The 14,714-nt window shown below is 63.5% G+C and carries 13 protein-coding genes and 1 pseudogene; 4 read left to right on the top strand and 10 right to left on the bottom strand.

What is annotated here, in order from left to right; all coding sequences use genetic code 11:
• The 6 genes and pseudogenes from BHD06_RS24475 to BHD06_RS18745 form a co-directional block, all read right to left on the bottom strand.
• Nucleotides 1-134, bottom strand: a pseudogene (locus BHD06_RS24475) (MBL fold metallo-hydrolase); the annotation flags it as partial.
• Nucleotides 131-565: a DUF6691 family protein gene (locus BHD06_RS18725; protein WP_080458501.1), complete on the bottom strand. Its 435-nt coding sequence runs from the start codon at nt 563-565 to the stop codon at nt 131-133. The pseudogene BHD06_RS24475 and the gene BHD06_RS18725, both read right to left, overlap by 4 nt.
• Nucleotides 566-568: 3 nt before the next feature.
• Nucleotides 569-1,009 carry a YeeE/YedE family protein gene (locus tag BHD06_RS18730; RefSeq protein ID WP_080458502.1) on the bottom strand — a complete coding sequence of 147 codons (441 nt, stop codon included), beginning with the start codon at nt 1,007-1,009 and terminating at the stop codon, nt 569-571.
• Between the two features lie 138 nt (nt 1,010-1,147).
• Nucleotides 1,148-2,638 carry a tripartite tricarboxylate transporter permease gene (locus BHD06_RS18735; RefSeq protein WP_080458503.1) on the bottom strand — a complete coding sequence of 497 codons (1,491 nt, stop codon included), beginning with the start codon at nt 2,636-2,638 and terminating at the stop codon, nt 1,148-1,150.
• On the bottom strand, nt 2,635-3,126 hold the full coding sequence (locus tag BHD06_RS18740) for a tripartite tricarboxylate transporter TctB family protein (RefSeq protein ID WP_080458504.1): 492 nt from the start codon (nt 3,124-3,126) through the stop codon (nt 2,635-2,637). Before BHD06_RS18740 ends, BHD06_RS18735 begins: the two co-directional genes overlap by 4 nt.
• Before the next feature lie 80 nt (nt 3,127-3,206).
• Nucleotides 3,207-4,184 (bottom strand): tripartite tricarboxylate transporter substrate binding protein, encoded by a 978-nt coding sequence (locus BHD06_RS18745; protein WP_080458505.1) that lies wholly within the window; start codon nt 4,182-4,184, stop codon nt 3,207-3,209.
• A 150-nt stretch (nt 4,185-4,334) separates the two neighbouring features.
• Here BHD06_RS18745 and BHD06_RS18750 point away from each other — a divergent pair, with 150 nt between their 5' ends.
• Together BHD06_RS18750 and BHD06_RS18755 are read left to right on the top strand one after the other, a co-directional pair.
• Nucleotides 4,335-5,243, top strand: a complete 909-nt coding sequence (locus BHD06_RS18750; protein ID WP_080458506.1) for a LysR family transcriptional regulator — start codon at nt 4,335-4,337, stop codon at nt 5,241-5,243.
• Nucleotides 5,240-5,983: a sulfite exporter TauE/SafE family protein gene (locus tag BHD06_RS18755; protein WP_080458507.1), complete on the top strand. Its 744-nt coding sequence runs from the start codon at nt 5,240-5,242 to the stop codon at nt 5,981-5,983. Before BHD06_RS18750 ends, BHD06_RS18755 begins: the two co-directional genes overlap by 4 nt.
• A gap of 7 nt (nt 5,984-5,990) precedes the next feature.
• Here the strand turns inward: BHD06_RS18755 and BHD06_RS18760 are convergent, their stop codons facing one another.
• The 3 genes from BHD06_RS18760 to BHD06_RS18770 all read right to left on the bottom strand — a co-directional run bounded on the left by BHD06_RS18760 (nt 5,991) and on the right by BHD06_RS18770 (nt 11,448).
• Complete coding sequence (locus BHD06_RS18760) at nt 5,991-7,619, bottom strand: AMP-binding protein (RefSeq protein WP_080458508.1); 1,629 nt, start codon at nt 7,617-7,619, stop codon at nt 5,991-5,993.
• A gap of 87 nt (nt 7,620-7,706) precedes the next feature.
• Nucleotides 7,707-9,221, bottom strand: a complete 1,515-nt coding sequence (gene gatB / locus BHD06_RS18765) for an Asp-tRNA(Asn)/Glu-tRNA(Gln) amidotransferase subunit GatB (protein ID WP_080458509.1) — start codon at nt 9,219-9,221, stop codon at nt 7,707-7,709.
• Nucleotides 9,222-9,297: 76 nt separating this feature from the next.
• Entirely contained in the window at nt 9,298-11,448 is a 2,151-nt protein-coding gene (locus tag BHD06_RS18770; protein WP_254892480.1) for a hypothetical protein, read from the bottom strand.
• Between the two features lie 149 nt (nt 11,449-11,597).
• Here BHD06_RS18770 and BHD06_RS18775 point away from each other — a divergent pair, with 149 nt between their 5' ends.
• Nucleotides 11,598-12,284, top strand: a complete 687-nt coding sequence (locus BHD06_RS18775) for a thiamine diphosphokinase (protein ID WP_080458510.1) — start codon at nt 11,598-11,600, stop codon at nt 12,282-12,284.
• A complete protein-coding gene (locus tag BHD06_RS18780) occupies nt 12,281-13,915 on the top strand; it encodes a hypothetical protein (protein WP_080458511.1) in 1,635 nt (544 codons plus the stop codon). The genes BHD06_RS18775 and BHD06_RS18780 overlap by 4 nt, the downstream gene beginning before the upstream one ends.
• Here BHD06_RS18780 and BHD06_RS18785 read toward each other — a convergent pair.
• Complete coding sequence (locus tag BHD06_RS18785) at nt 13,912-14,529, bottom strand: TetR/AcrR family transcriptional regulator (protein WP_254892481.1); 618 nt, start codon at nt 14,527-14,529, stop codon at nt 13,912-13,914. The genes BHD06_RS18780 and BHD06_RS18785 overlap by 4 nt on opposite strands.
• Between the last annotated feature and the right edge of the window lie 185 nt (nt 14,530-14,714).

A 14,714-nucleotide genomic window follows, 5' to 3' on the forward strand; every position in this document is an offset into this window, starting at 1 on the left:
TCCATCACGCTATCGACCACCGCGCAGGCGTTGGAGCCGGGATCCTTCACCACGTAGCTGATCGTGTTGGTGGCCTCGTCAAAGAACGCCGTGACCTGCGGATGCACATCCATGTTCACCGGGTAATCGCTCATGCCATGGCCCTCCGCCCTGCCTGTTTCGCCTGAACGAGGCGCGCCGCCCACAGCCCGACGAGAAGTGCCGCGACAAAGCCCACGACCTCCACCTTGCCCGAGCCGAGTGCCGGCACCGCCGCTCCTGGGCAGAACCCCGCGATTCCCCAGCCGATGCCGAACACCGCAGAGCCGCCTACCAGACGCGCGTCGATGTCGCGTGCCGTGGGTAATTGAAACCTCTCTTCGAGTGCAGGTTTATCACGCCGCAGCACGAACCGATAGCCAATGAAGGTGGTCACCAGCGCGCCGCCCATCACGAAGATCAGGCTCGGGTCCCATGTGCCGGCGATGTCGAAGAAATTGAGCACCTTGGCCGGGTTGATCATCCCGGAAATGGCAATCCCGACGCCAAAAGTCAGTCCGACGATGAAAGCAGACAGCAATCGCATGGCTCAGCCCCCCATCACGTGACGGATCACATAGACTGTGACGCCGCAGGCAATCATGAAGGTCACCGTGGCGACCATCGAGCGCGGCGACAGCCGCGCATTGCCGCAAACGCCGTGTCCCGAGGTGCAACCCGAGCCATAGGTCACGCCGATGCCTACGATGAACCCGCCGACCGCGATCATCGGCCAGCTGACCGGCACATCGACCGCAGGCATCTGCCCGCTCACCGCCAGCACCAGCAGGGGCCCTGCGATCATCCCTGCGACCATTGCCGCTCGCCAGCCCTTGTCGCCGGGCGCGGTGCCAGTCACGAGACCCGATAGAATACCCGTGGCCCCCATCACCCGGCCTTGCAGGAACATCAGCAATACTGCGGACAACCCGATCAACACGCCCCCAGCCAGTGACATGAGCGGGGTGAACTCGGTTTCGAACCCTGTCATTTGTCGTCTTCCTTCATCCGTCATGGCAGCGCCTCACGACGCACCGATACATATGCATGACTGAATATATGAAAGCGCTGTCGTTTTTTACAGAATTAATCCCGCGTCCACGTAAATGTGACCGGGCCCGTGCACAGCCTAGTCCTTGGATTTTGCCGCGCGCAGGGTGCCGCGCGTGATCGCCACGATACTGATCACCGTCAGCGCCCAGAAGAACCAAGTGATCGGCCCGCGCAGAAGGATATCAGGGCTGCTGCCCGACATCAGCATGGACTGGCGGAAATTATCCTCCAGCAACGGCCCGAGGATGAAGGCTATGAGGAAAGGGGCGGCCGGGATGTGATAGCGCGACATCACAAAGCCGACCCAGCCCATCACGAACATCACTCCGACGTCGAAGATGTTGTTGTTGACCGCAAACACCCCGTAGATGCACAGCACCAGCACCATCGGCATGAGAATCCGCTTGGGGATATCCGCCACCGGTCGAAAGCCGCGAATGGCCAGCCCGCCAACGATGAACAGGATGCCCGAGGACAGGATCAACCCGATGAAGAGGCCGTAGATGATATCGACGTTGAGCACGAACATCATCGGCCCCGGTTGCAACCCGTGCACCATGAAGGCCCCGATGATGATCGCGGTGATCACGTCGCCCGGCACGCCCAGCGCCAGCAGCGGGATGAGCGTCGCCCCCGCCACACCGTTATTGCCCGCCTCCGAGGCCGCCACGCCCTCGATCTCGCCCTTGCCGAAATTCGCCTTGTTGGGCGATTTGCGCCGTGCCTCGGAATAACTCAGGAACGCCGCCGGGGCCGCGCCGATACCTGGGATGGAGCCGAGGAACACGCCGATGAAACTGCCCCGGATGATCGAACGGAAGCTGCGTTTGTATTCCGCGAAAGTGACCCATTTGCTGCCCAGCTTCTGCACCTTGCCGATGTGGCCGGTGGGATGCCAGGCCATGTTGATCACCTCGGGTATGGCGAAGAGGCCGATCAGCACGGCGATGAAATTCAGCCCGCCCATCAGGTTCGGGTCGCCAAAGGTGAATCGGTTGGTGCCGTAAACCAGATCAAGGCCGATGGTGGCCAATAGCAGCCCCAACAGCGCCGACAGCGCCCCTCGCAACAGGCTCTCGCCCGACACCCCGGCGATGATCGTCAATGAGAACAGGATCAGCGCGAAGAATTCCGGCGGGCCGAAGCTGAGCGCGAAGGACGCAAGGAAGCCCGCAAAGAATATGAGCGCAAGGTTTGATACGAAATCCGCCGTGCAGGACGCCCAGAGCGCCATGCCTAGCGCACGCCCCGCCTCACCCTGCGCGGCCAGCGGGTGGCCGTCGAGGATGGTGGCCGAGGAGGCGGGCGTGCCCGGCGTCTTGATCAGGATCGCCGGGATCGAGCCGCCGAAAATGCCACCCTTGTAGACACCGAGCAGCAGCAGAATGCCGTTGATCGGCTGCATCGGAAAGGTGAAGGGCAGAGCCAAGGCCACCGCCATCGTCGCCGAAATGCCGGGGATCGCGCCGCCCACAACGCCGATCACCACACCGATGGCCAGCGACAGGAACGCCTCCCAATTGCCGACAAGGGCCAGCCCCGCCATCACGCTATCAATCAGGCTCATGGCAGTCTCACCAACTCACCCTGCGGAATGGCGACACTCGCCACATGCGCGAAGAAGGCATAGAGCACCAGCGGCACCACGATTGCGCAGACGAAGGCCGTCACCGGATGGCGCGTCCTGACCAGAAAGGCGAGCGCGACAAAGGCCAGCATCGAGGTCCAGACCATGCCGAGCCAGGGCATGACCCAGAAAGTTGCCACCATCAGCCCCGCGATCGCCGTGAGGCGCAGCACACCTTGGCGGGGATCGTCGATCGGCTCGTTTACCGGGTCGCCGCTGCCCAGTCGCTGCCGACCCGTCAGCAGCAGCGCCAGTCCGGTCAGCCCCGTCAGCCCGCCGAGAATATAGGGCCAGAACAGCGGCGACAGCACGATGTTACGCACATTGCTGGGCGATGAGACCCAGTTTGGAATGGCGTAGAGAATTAGAAAAAGGGCTGCGAAAATAGCCCCGATGCCAAGCTGCATCTGCATTGCCCGATGGCTCACACCTGACCCTCCCCGATCAGAAAATGTCTTTTATTGCCCGGGCGCAGGACAGCCGCGCCCGGGGGGTTGTCAATCGGGCCTCAGCCTTCGATCCGCATTCCCAGCTTATCCACCAGCGCGCGGAAAGTCTCGTATTGCGTCTGGATAAAGTCGTTTGCCTCTTCCGGACTCATTACCTCGATCACCGAGCCGCGCGCGGTCATCTGCTCGACAAATTTCTCGTTGCCAGCCGCCTCGGCAATCCACTCGCCCCATTTGGTGGCCACGTCGTCGGGCAGGTCATCCGGCCCGGCAATCCCGGTCCAGCCGACCAGCTGGGTGAGTTCGGATTTTCCCAGAGAACTCGCCGAGGGTGCGTCAAATCCCGGCACCGGCTCATCGGTGGTAACCATCAGCGGCTTCAGTTGCCCGTTGGCCACGAAACTCGCCAGCGCCGAGGTATTGGTGCACAGGAACGTCGCCGTGCCGTTCAGCACTGCCGTCGCCGCCGCACCGCCGCCGTTTTGCGGGATATGGGTGGCCTTCTCCAGCGGGTCCTTGACGCCGAACTCATCCAGCACGAACACTGCCGCCAGATGCAGCATCGAGCCCACGCCCGAAGAGCTGTAACTCGTGCCCTCACTCTCGGTCAGGCTTACCAGTTCCTCCATGCTTTCGATACCCGAATCGGGCCGCACGGCACAGGCCACCGGGTTGATCTCGTAGACCGTGACAAAGCGGTAGTCATCAAGCGTGTAGGGTAGTGTCGCCTTCATCGCCGGACTGACGGTATGCGAGCCGACCCGCGCGAACAGCATCGTATAGCCGTCCGGCTTGGCGTTCTGCACCACGACCGAGCCGGTCGCCCCCCCCGCCCCGGTGATGTTGGACATGACCAGCGGTCGGCCCACGGCCGTACCCAGCGGCTCGGCTATCGTGCGCGCGGAGATATCCGTCGCTCCGCCCGCGCCATAGGGAATGACCATGTTGATAGGGCGTTCGGGATATTCGGCCAGCACGGGCGCCGCCGCCAGCCCCAGACCCATTGCGCAAAGCGCGCCCAGATGTCTCAGTTTCATTTTGTCCTCCTCCTCTGTCGTGGCGTGGCGACGCGGGTCGTGATCGCGGATTGCAACGCCTGCCGGTTCAGGTGTAACTTTAAGCCAACCTTAATATAAGCAATATTCCGTTACAGCTTACGTTAGACAAGCTTACGGTAAAGGGAAGTCATGTCAATCCGACGCCTCCGCACCCTGATCGCCGTGGACGAGCACAAGACCTTCAGCGCCGCCGCCGATGCGGTGTTCGTGACCCATGCCGCCGTCAGCCAGCAGATGCGCAGCCTTGAGGAGGAATGGGGCGTGGCGCTGTTCGACCGGTCGCGTCGCACCCCCGAACTCACCCCGGCCGGGCGGGCCTTTGTGGCCCACGCCCGCGACATCGTGCGCGCCTATGACGGGATCGTGCCATCGGTTCTGGGCGATGAGGGGTTTCAGGGCGAAATTTCGCTCGGTGCAGTGCCGATGACGTTGACCGGCCTGACGCCACTGTCGGTTAGGCTGCTGAAGCAGAGCTTTCCCGACCTGCATGTACGCATCGTGCCCGGCATGACGACCGGGCTCATCGCCGAGGTCGAGCGCGGCGCGCTCGATTGCGCGGTGCTATCGCGGCAAGGCCCGCTGCCACCCGAGATCGACCATGCCGATATCGCCCGCGAACCGATGGAGCTTTTGTCCCCCGAGGACACCACCGGCGACGACGTGCGCGCCCTTCTGGCGAACCATCCCTTCATCCGCTTCAGCCGCGACGCCGTGGTAGGCGGGCTGATCGACGGATGGCTGCGCGAGCAGTCCATCGCCGTCAACGTAACCATGGAATTGCAGGGGCTGGAGGCAATCTCCAGCATGGTTCTGGCCGGGCTCGGCGTGTCGATCGTGCCCGCGCGCTGCGTGCGCGGCGCAAACCCCCTGCCCCTGCGCCGCCTGCCCCTGCCCGAGGGTGCGCCAATCCGGCAACTGACCCTCGCGCATCGCCGCGACAATCCCCGCATCCGCGTCATTCAGGAGATTCACACCGCCCTGCTCGGCGCGGTCGGGATCGGGGCCTTCAAACCGGCCGCAACGAGCGCCCCCGCATGACGCCCGAGATCGCACTCTACGTCGCCGCCGGGGCCCTCGCAGGTGGGCTGATCAACGGGCTGGCAGGCTTTGGCACCGCGCTGTTTGCGCTCGGGTTTTTCCTCAACGTGATGCCACCGGTGCAGGCAGTGGCGGTGGTCGTCGTGCTCTCGGCCTTAACGGGCGTGCAGGGGCTATGGGTCGTCCGCCATGCCATCCGTGCAAACACGCGACGGCTGGCAAGGTTCCTCCTGCCCGGTCTGTTGGGCATCCCCATCGGTGTGCTGATCCTGTCGGTGCTCGACGCGCGCAGCCTGAAACTGGTGATCGCCGGGCTTCTCATCCTCTATGGCGGTTATTTCAGCCTGCGCGCCCAACTTCCCCGCTTTGAACGCCCTACTCCGATCTGGGACATGATCGTCGGCTTCTCGGGTGGCGTGCTGGGCGGGGCGGCCTCGCTCTCGGGCGCGTTGCCGATGATGTGGTGCACCCTGCGCCCCTGGCCGAAATCCGAGACGCGCGCGGTGCTGCAACCGTTCAACGTCACGGTTCTCACGCTCACGGCAGCCGCGCTCGCGCTTCAGGGGGCCTATACCCGCGAGACGCTGATCTACCTCGCGCTCGCCCTGCCGCTCTCGATCGGTGCCGCGCAGATCGGCATCGCCGTTTTCAAGCGTCTCACGGATACGGGATTTCGGCGGTTGCTGATCGCGATGACGCTTGTTTCGGGTGCGGTCCTGCTGCTCAAAGAACTGGCGTGACCCGGCCTTACAGCCCCCGCGCGATCTGGCGCAGCTCGAACTTCTGGATCTTGCCGGTAGAGGTCTTTGGCAATTCCTGAAAGACCACCGATTTCGGTGTCTTGAACCCGGCCAGCCGCTCGCGGGCGAAGGCGATCAGATCGGCCTCTTCCACCGTGGCCCCATCCTTCAACTCGACAAAGGCGCAGGGCACTTCACCCCATTTTTCGTCCGGTTTGGCGACCACTGCACAGAGCAGAACCGCCGGGTGCCGCATCAGCACCCCCTCCACCTCGACCGAGGAAATGTTCTCGCCGCCCGAGATGATGATGTCCTTGGCCCGGTCGGCGATCTGCAGATAGCCGTCAGAATGCTGCACGGCGATGTCGCCGGAATGGAAATAGCCGCCCGCGAACGCCTCCTGCGTGGCCTTGGGGTTCTTGAGATAACCCTTCATCACTGAATTGCCGCGGATCATGATCTCGCCCTGTGCCTGCCCGTCCATCGGCACCTGCTGCATGGTCTCGGGGTCCATCGCGGTGATGTCCTCCATCATCGGCATCAGGACACCAGTGCGCGCCTTGATCGCATAGCGGTCTTCTTCATCCAGATCGTTCCAGCCCTCTTGCCACAGGCATTCGGTGACATGGCCATAGGTCTCGGTCAGCCCGTAAACCTGCGTCACCTGAAACCCGAGCGGCTCGATTGCCGCCAGCGTCGCGGCGGGGGGCGGGGCACCGGCGGTGAACACGTCGACGATATGATCGAACGCCCGCCGGTCCTCGGCCTTGGCGTTCACGATGGTGTTGAGCACGATGGGCGCGGCCCCGAAATGGGTGACACCCTCATCGGCGATGGCATCATAGATCGCCTTGGCGGTGATGTCGCGGCAACACACGGTGGTTCCGCCCAGCACCGGCATCATCCAGACATGGTTCCAGTTGTTGCAATGAAAGAGCGGCACGATGGTCAGATACCGCGGATAGCGCCGCACGTCCCAACTCACGACGGTGCCCATTGTCATCAGGTACGCGCCGCGATGATGGTAAACCACGCCCTTGGGTCGCCCCGTCGTGCCCGAGGTATAGTTGAGCGCGAGGCTCTCCCATTCGTCCTGCGGCATGATCCAGTCGAACTCGGGATCGCCGGTGGCCAGCAATTCCTCGTATTCCATGTAATGACCGTGGCCATGCACCCCGGCCTCATCGTCGGCCACCTCGATGATGCCGGGCGCGGGGCGCTCCATCAGTTCGACGGCCTGCATGAGCGTGGGCAGGAATTGTGGATCGCAGAGCACCAGCCGCGCCTCGCCGTGATCGAGGATATAGGCGATGGTGTCGGCCTCCAGCCGGGTGTTGATCGCGTTGAGGACTGCCCCCGCCGCAGGCACGCCGAAATGCGCCTCGCAATGGGCGGGAATGTTTGGCAGCAGCGTGGCAACCACGTCGCCCGGCTCGATCCCGAGATCCACCAGCGCCGACGCGAGACGCGAGACGCGGGCGTGATATTCGGCATAGGTCTTGCGGAAACCGTGATAGACCAGCGCCTCGCGATCCGGAAAGAGATGCGCGGCCCGCCGCAGATGCGACAACGGTGTCAGCGCCACGAAATTCGCGGCGCAACGCTCCAGCCCGGTCTCGTCCTTCATCCAGCCCATCGAACCCTCCCTGATTCTCCCTCGCGGGTCCGGAGAGATTAGGCAAGTTCAGGGCGCTTTCAAATGGGGAAGATCGGGCGGAGGCCGTTACAGCCCCAGCTTCGCCGTCACGATCTCGTTTACGGCCTTGGGGTTGGCCTTGCCGCCGGTGGCCTTCATCACCTGCCCCACGAACCAGCCCGCCAGCTTGGGGTTGGCTTGTGCCTTTTCCACCTGCGCGGGGTTGGCGGCGATGATCTCATCGACGGCGGTTTCAATCGCGCCGGTGTCGGTGACCTGTTTCATGCCGCGCGCCTCTACGATCTCCTCTGGGTCGCCGCCTTCGGTATAGACGATCTCGAAGAGGTCCTTGGCGATCTTGCCGGAAATGGCGTCGGACTTGATCAGCCGCACGATACCCGCCAGTTGCGCCGGGCTGACCGGGCTGTCCTCGATGGAATGGTCTTCTTTCTTGAGCCGTCCGAAAAGTTCGTTAATCACCCAGTTCGCCGCCAGCTTGCCGTCGCCCGCGCCCGCCGCGACCTGCTCGAAATACCCGGCATTGGCGAGGTCGGCGGTCAGAACGCTGGCGTCGTATTCGCTGAGGCCAAACTCCAGCACGAAACGCGCCTTCTTGGCGTCGGGCAATTCGGGCAGGTTGGCCGCGATCTCATCCACCCAGGCCTGCTCGATTTCCAGCGGCAGCAGGTCGGGGTCCGGGAAATAGCGGTAATCATGCGCCTCTTCCTTGGAGCGCATGGAGCGGGTTTCGTTTCTGTCCGGGTCATAGAGGCGGGTTTCCTGCACCACCTCGCCGCCGGATTCGACAATCGCGATCTGGCGGCGCGCCTCGTAATCAATCGCCATCTGGATGAAGCGCATGGAGTTCATGTTCTTGATCTCGCAGCGTGTGCCCAGATGCGAGAAATCCTGTGTTTCCTGGTATTTCTCATACTGGCCCGGACGGCAGATCGAGACATTCACATCCGCCCGCAGGTTGCCGTTCTGCATGTTGCCGTCGCACGTGCCCAGATACCGCAGGATCTGGCGCAGCTTGGTCACATAGGCGGCGGCCTCCTCGGGGCCGCGAATGTCGGGGCGGCTGACGATCTCCATCAGGCAGACGCCGGTGCGGTTTAGATCGACGAAGGACATCGCCGGGTCCATGTCGTGGATGGACTTGCCCGCGTCCTGTTCCATGTGGATGCGCTCGATCCGCACCAGCCGTGCGATGCCCGGCTCCATATCGACGAGGATCTCGCCCTCGCCCACCAGCGGATGGTAAAGCTGGCTGATCTGGTAGCCTTGCGGCAAGTCGGGGTAGAAATAGTTCTTGCGGTCAAAGGCCGACCAGAGATTGATCTGCGCCTTGAGCCCCAGCCCGGTGCGCACCGCCTGCTCGACGCAGAACTCGTTGATCACCGGCAGCATGCCGGGCATGGCCGCGTCGACAAAGGCGACGTTTGAATTGGGCTCGGCCCCGAATTGGGTAGAGGCCCCGGAGAAGAGCTTGGCCTTGGAGGCGACCTGCGCGTGTACCTCCAACCCGATGACGAGTTCCCAGTCGTGTTTCGCACCGGCGATGACCTTGGGTTTCGGGGATTCGTAGGTGAGATCCAGCATTACGTGGCTCCATGCTCTGACTTGGCCCGCGTTTTACGCGGCACCAAGCATGGGGGCAAGGGGATAGGCGCTGATCTCAGCCCGCCTGCCGCTTGTCCTGGGCGCGGAACTCGGTATCCTCGGTGATGGCGAAGCGCCCGCCCGAGAGTTTCTGCAGCTTGCCCTCTCGCAAGAGCTTGCCGAAGGAGCGCAGCCCGTCCTCGCGCGAGAAACGATCCTGCTCGATTTCCTTGAGCTTGCCCATCAGCATCGGGCGCGAGAATTGCGAACGCCCCTCGACATCGGCGAGATAGGCGGCGGCGGCTTCGAGAAGGTCGGGCAGCGCGCTCGCCCCCACCTTCTCGGCGAAGGCCGTGAACCCGCCGTCGCGCGCGGTTTCGGCCCTTGTCTGTATATCCTCGGTGGACACCCGGCGCGGCCGAATTGGCCCGCGTTCGGTATCCACCCGCTGCTCGGCCACGAGCTTGAGCGGCGCGGGACGGGTCTCGACCGGGCGCGCGCTGCGCGCCCCGGAGGGCAGCGCTTGCGGGCGGCGCGGGCGCACCACATCGGCAAGATCGGAGCGGTAGGGCGTCTGGTCGACATCGGGCTTGAGCTCGGACCCGGCCGCTTTTTCGGCGCGGGTCGCCTCGAGCGCGGCGCGCAGGTGCTGAATCGTGTTGCGCCGCTGGCTGGAGGCAGGCGCCTCGAGCTGACTGTCGGTCTCTTCAAAGATGCGCGACAGATCGATCTCGGACTCGGCCCGGGCAAGCTTGCGGCGGCCCGAGGGCGTGTGATCAGCGGGCTCCGCCACCGGGTGCGCGGATTCCTCGCGCGTGGCCAGAGAGGCCGCTTCGGTCTGCCGGTCGTCCTCGTCCTGCTCGTCAGCGATCTCGGCGTCAGGGTCGAATTCGGCCTCCAGCTCGGCGAGTTCGCGCTGCAACTCCGCCTCTTCCTCGGGGCTGAGTGCGACCTCCTCCTCAAACATATTCTCGCAGGTATCGCTTTCGGCCTCGTCTGCGTCCGCATCTTCCTCGAAGAGTCCTTGCTCGATCATCTCGTCAAGCGCCGCGCGCTTGACCTTGACCACGCGGGCGATTGGAGCTTCGGGTGTCTCGTCTTCCAAGAGGTTCTCGGGGGCGTCCTGCATCGGGCCCGCTTCGACCGGCGTCGCGTCATCGGTCAGCGCCTCTTTCTCGGTCACCGTATCGCTTGCCAGAGCGATTTCCTCCAGCGCACTGGTGTCTTCGGACCCGGCAACCGCTTCGTCTTCGGCCATGTCCTCTTCGACGTCGCTGTCGGTCTCGGCAACGGCGTCGTCCTCGGCGTTCATTTCGGGCGCGACCTGATCCTCGTCATCAAACCGCGCGTCGTCTTCGGCGGTGTCCTTCTGTGACGGCTCTGCGGCGGTCTCTGATTCCAGCTTTTCATCGGCCAAAAGTGCTGCCAGCGTGTCCTCGAACGCATCCTCGCGGGGGGCCTCCGCCTCCGAATCCGCAGCAGGAGCGGCGACTGCGGCGGTCACCTCATCCGTTGCCTCGTCCTCATAATCGTCAGGCCAGAACGCGCTATCGTCAGATCCCGCATGCCCGAAATCCTGTGCATGCTCGTCTTCACTATATTGATCTGTCACAGAGGGGGCATCGCCGCTCACGACCGACCGGATCAGATGCAGCTTCGCGGCGAAGCTGTTGGGATCCGCAGTCAGAGGCGCACGCGGCTCGGCCTGCGCGACCTCGGGCTCCTGCCACTCGGGCTCGGGGGGTTCGACGGCCTTGACAATCGGCTCGGGCGTTTCTGCGGGCATGTCGCTCGGCGCAACGGGGGCGAGCTCCTCGCGCGGCTCTTCTGGCGCCATCTCTGGTTGCGCCATCTCAGGCTCGGGCACCGGCTCCTGGGTGGATTCGGGCTGCGGTGCGGCAAGCGCCGTGGGCTCGGCATGCTCTTTGTGCGGCGTGGCCTTCTCGGTTGCGACCTCGCTCTCGCGCGCTATGGTGTCCGCACGCAGCACGATACGGCCCTGCTGTTCGCTGGCCTCGACCCGGCGCGAAATCTCGCGTTCGGCGATCCGCGCCAGCATCTCAGCATCCGGCGTCGGCGGTTCTGCCCCGAAATAGCGGTCATCAGAGGCGAGATCGCGGAAATATTCCGCAATCGCCTTCATCGTATCGAATGAATCGTCAAAGCCCTCCAGCGTGCACGAGAAGGTGCCGTAGGAGACGGTGAGAATTTTGCTTGAACCAACCATATTTAAATGCTCGCTTTGCTTGCCTGCAAAGACAGTGTTTACCATGACCGCCAAGACCAAAGCGGCGCGATTCTTCGATCTTTACTGTATCATTTCGTGGTCACAATGTGTCATCGCAAGAGTTAAGGCAACGATAAGGGCGGCGAGAAATGATTGTGCACGAAAACGATCCAATCACGCTGATCGGCGGGGCCGGCCTGTCTGACCGGTTGCTCGACCGGGCCCTCGTGCTGGCGGAACGGGTCGTTGCGGCCGATAGTGGGGCCGACCGGGCGCTGGCCCATGGCGTAACGCCGCGCGCGGTTATCGGCGATTTCGACAGCATCTCGGACCACGCGCGCGCCGCCCTGCCCGAGGCCATCCTGCACCACATACCAGATCAGAACAGCACCGATTTCGACAAATGCCTGCGCAGCATCGCGGCACCGCTGATTCTCGGCGTTGGCTTCTGCGGAGACCGGCTTGATCATCAGCTGGCGGCCTGCAACGCGCTGGCGCGCCACCCGGCGCAACGCTGCGTCCTGCTGGGCGAGGTCGATCTGATGTTCCTCTGCCCCCCCGCGATCCATCTGGCCCTCGATCCGGGCTGTCGCGTCTCGCTGTTTCCGATGGGCGCGGTCGAGGGCGCGTCCGACGGGCTGCAATGGCCCATTCGCGGGTTGAACTTCGCCCCTGACGGGCAAAGCGGCACATCGAACGCGGCCACCGGGCCGGTGCATCTGACCGTCACCGCACCCAAGATGCTGGTGATGCTGCCGGTGGACAAGCTGGATATCGTGGTGACCGCCCTAGCCGAGAGTGCAGCCCGCTGGCCCAACGGGGCAAACCCGAGATGACTGCGACAGGCCGAATCGGAAACTGGATCGACGCGGTCGTCTTCGATCTCGGGCGGCAGATGCGCTGGACGTTCCTGCCGCCGCTGATGGTCTATTTCGCCGCCGGTTTTTCGGGGCTGACGATGATCGTGGGCACCTTTTTCGTGAAGGAGTATCTCGATCTCTCGGCGGCCTATCTGGCGGGGCTCGCCTTCTGGGCGGGGCTTCCTTGGGCGCTCAAGATGCCGCTCGGGCACCTCGTCGATATCATCTGGCGGTGGAAATGGCTGCTGGTCTATCTCGGTGCCGGGCTGATCGGACTGTCGGTCTTAACCATGTATCTGCTGCTGACGCAGACCGAGATGATGACCGCAATCATGCCGATGAGTGCATGGTACATCACCTCGTACCTGCTGGCCCCCTGCGGTCTGGTGGTCCAGGACGCGGTGGCCGATGCGATGTCGGTCGAGGCGGTGCCGCGCGTCGATTCGCAAGGCCACGAGATCGGGCTGGAGCAATCGCGCGCCATGCATACCACGATGCAGACGCTGGGGCGGTTCGCGTTGATCCTGGGGACGGTGGCCGTGGCGACGCTCAATATCTCGATGTTCTCGGGCATAGAGGCGATGGATGCAGACGCCAAGCGACAGATCTACGCCAATATCTACCTGACCGCACTGCTCATTCCGGTGGTGTCGGTCTCGGGCGTGGTGCTGGCGGGTATCCAGAAAATCCGTGCGCAGCGGGGGTTCATCCGGCGCGGCCTCGACCCGGCGGAAGCCGATGCGCTCTTCGAGCGGCCCGACGAGGACACCAAGCCCAACCCGTGGTATTTCATCGGCGGTGCCGGCTTTGTGGCGATCTCGCTGACCGTCGGGCTGAGCGATATCGCCTATGGACAAGAGATCATCTTTGTCGGCTCCATGACGATCGTGCTGCTCCTGATGCGGCAATTGATCAAGGTGCTGACCTCCGCTCAGGCGCGGGCGCTGATCGGAACGGCGCTGGTTATCTTCATCTTCCGCGCGGTGCCGCGACCGGGTGACGGCTATACGTGGTTTTCCATCGACGTTCTGGGCTTTGACCAGCAGTTCCTGTCGGTTCTGTCGCTGATCACGTCCGTCCTGACCCTCGTGGGCATGGTGATCCTGCGCCCGTTGATGGCAGCCAGGCCCATCGTCTACATCGTGGTGCTGCTGACGCTGGCGGGCGGGGTGCTGTCACTGCCCAATATCGGGCTCTATTATGGAATTCAGGACATCACCGCGCCGCTCACCGGTGGGGTTGTCGATGCGCGCTTTATCGCGATTCTCGATACGGCCATCGAATCGCCGCTCGGGCAGATCGCGATGATCCCGATGCTGGCCTGGATCGCGCGCAACGCGCCGAACGATCTCAAGGCGACGTTCTTTGCCGTCATGGCTTCATTCACCAACCTTGCGCTGTCGGCGAGTTCGCTGCTGACAAAATATCTCAACAACATCTTCGTCATCACCCGCGAAGTGACCGATTCCGAAACCGGGCAGGTCACCACCCCCGCCGATTATTCCGATCTCGGCATCCTGCTGATCGTGGTGAGCGTGGTGACGGTGGGTCTGCCGCTGCTGGCGGTGGCGGTCGTGCAACACTCGCGCCTGCGCACGCACGACTAGGGCGCGCCATCCCCCCGCCGAACCGCGACGCCAGCGAGAAACACCTCGATGGCGAGACAACGGCGCGCCGCGAACGCCTCGGGCGAGGCCAGCCGCGCCGGATCGAGCAGTGATTCGATCGGCCAGGGCCGCACCATGTCGAGCAGGAGCGCCGCCGCCTGCCCGGTGTCGTCGAGGTGAATTTCCTCGCGCGCAACGCCGCGCTGCAATTCCTGCGTCAGAATACGCAGATCGCGTTGCATCAGCCGGTCAACCAGATCGCGCCCGATCTCGGGGCACGCGGGCACCTGTGCCATGAAGGTGCGCAGAATCTCCAGCGGCAGGCCATAGCCCTGATGACGGGCATTGCGGGTCAGGATGCGGCTCAGACGCTCAGCAATCGGCAGATCCGTTTCCGAGACGGGCAAGGGCTGGATGAACTGCTCCGCAACCCTGTCCATATAGGCGCGCAACAGCGTGATCCGGCTGGGAAACACATCATAGAGCGTGCGCTTGGACATCCCCGCGCGGCGCGCGATGACCTGCATCGTCGCGCCGTCAAGTCCGACCTCGGCATGCACCTCTTCGAGTGCGGCAAAGATAGCCTCGCGCCGTTCCTCTGGCGAGAGGGTCACCGGACGCCCGCGTCGTCCCGGATCACATTGCCCGGTTTGCGGGCGTTTTGCCGGTATCGACCCCATTCATCCCCGCACAGTCAGTGTGCGCGCCCAACTGCGTGCTTGCCATTTTTAGACGCGTCATATTTATAAAACTCAACAGTTTTATAATACAACGGCCGCATGCGCGCCAATCCTTTATC

The organism is Roseovarius sp. A-2, assembly GCF_002072155.1.
Classification (GTDB): domain Bacteria; phylum Pseudomonadota; class Alphaproteobacteria; order Rhodobacterales; family Rhodobacteraceae; genus Roseovarius.